The organism is Mycobacterium sp. UNC410CL29Cvi84, from assembly GCF_000686745.1.
Lineage (GTDB): Bacteria > Actinomycetota > Actinomycetes > Mycobacteriales > Mycobacteriaceae > Mycobacterium > Mycobacterium mucogenicum_B.
Genome location: NZ_JMLM01000031.1, coordinates 1 through 1,289 on the forward strand (window position 1 = coordinate 1; position 1,289 = coordinate 1,289).

The 1,289-nt window shown below is 63.8% G+C and carries 1 protein-coding gene; it reads right to left on the minus strand.

What is annotated here, in order from left to right; all coding sequences use genetic code 11:
• The coding region (locus BR47_RS0126950) for an integrase core domain-containing protein (RefSeq protein ID WP_036427896.1) at window positions 1-1,192 on the minus strand (1,192 nt) is incomplete at its 3' end.
• Window positions 1,193-1,289 lie beyond the last annotated feature (97 nt).

A 1,289-nucleotide genomic window follows, 5' to 3' on the forward strand; every position in this document is an offset into this window, starting at 1 on the left:
GTGCGGCCCGGGTGTGCTCGATGAGGATCTCGCCGTCGAGGTCGGCGACGATGATTTTGTCGCCGTCGGTAGCGACCAAGACCTCTTGGAGGCCGTATCGGCCCCCGACTTTGTAGATGACCCCGGCGAGCATGAATGTGCCGGCGGTGGTCAGCGTGCGGATGCTGGTGCTGGCCGGTAGCGCTGGTACGGGCTGAAGCTGCTTGATTGTGGCCGCGATGAGCAACGGCGCGTCGGGCTGCGGGCGGGGCGGGGCGGCCTTGGCGGTCGCTTCCCACGCGGTCTGCGGGGTGACGCGGCCGGGGAGACCTTGGTGGGGTCGTTCGGTGTTGTAGATGTGGTCGAATTTGTCGACCTGGGCTTGTAGTTCGGCGAGGCTCTCGGCGAGGGGCTGTTGGTCGAGGTAGCGGAACAGGGTTTGGTGGAATCGTTCGTTTTTGCCCTGGGTGGTCGGCTTGTAGGGCTTGCCGGTGATCGCTTCGGTTCCCAGCGCCGCAACGTGTTTGACGAGTTTGCCGACCAATCCACGGCGCGAAAGGTTCAGCGCCGCCCCGTTGTCAGTGAGTAGTCGTTGGGGTACCCCGTGAGCGGCCACGGCCTTGTCGAAGACGGCGATCGCCGCTTCGGCGGTCTCGCTCCGGGCAACGTGCGAGGCCACGGCATAGCGGGAGTGATCATCAATGAGCTGGAAGATCACGCACGTACGTCCACCGACCAGGACGTACTCGGTGGCATCGAGTTGCCAGCAGGCGTTGGGGGCGGGATAGACGAACCGTCGCCACGCCGAGCGGGGTTTCTTCTTCGGCTCCTTACGGGCCACTCCAGCTTGGCGGAAGACGCGGGCCAGGGCTGCTGTGGAGGGGACCTGGTCCAGGCCCATCGCGCGCATCTTGTCGTGCACACTGATCGGCCCGCAGTCCAAACCGGAGGATTCCAGAGCCTTACGCACCGCGATGGCCTGCTCCTTGACCTCATCACCAAGTGTCGACGGACTCGACTTCGGTCGCCGGGTCCTCGGTTCAAGCACCGCAGCCTGACCATCTGTCACGGCCCGTTTACGTAACGCGTAGAACGACTTTCGAGAAATTCCATGCTCGACGCAGAACGTCGAGACCGCCCCACGAGGCGCGTCATCGGGCCACTGCGCGATCGCCAGACGGACACGAGGATCGATGGGTTCATTGACAGCCACCGCCCGAGCCTGGTGGCAGAAGTGTCACCACCAAGACCACCGGAACTGTCACCGATGTCCTGATGCAGAACTGTCACCGATGTCTTGAGACATAACA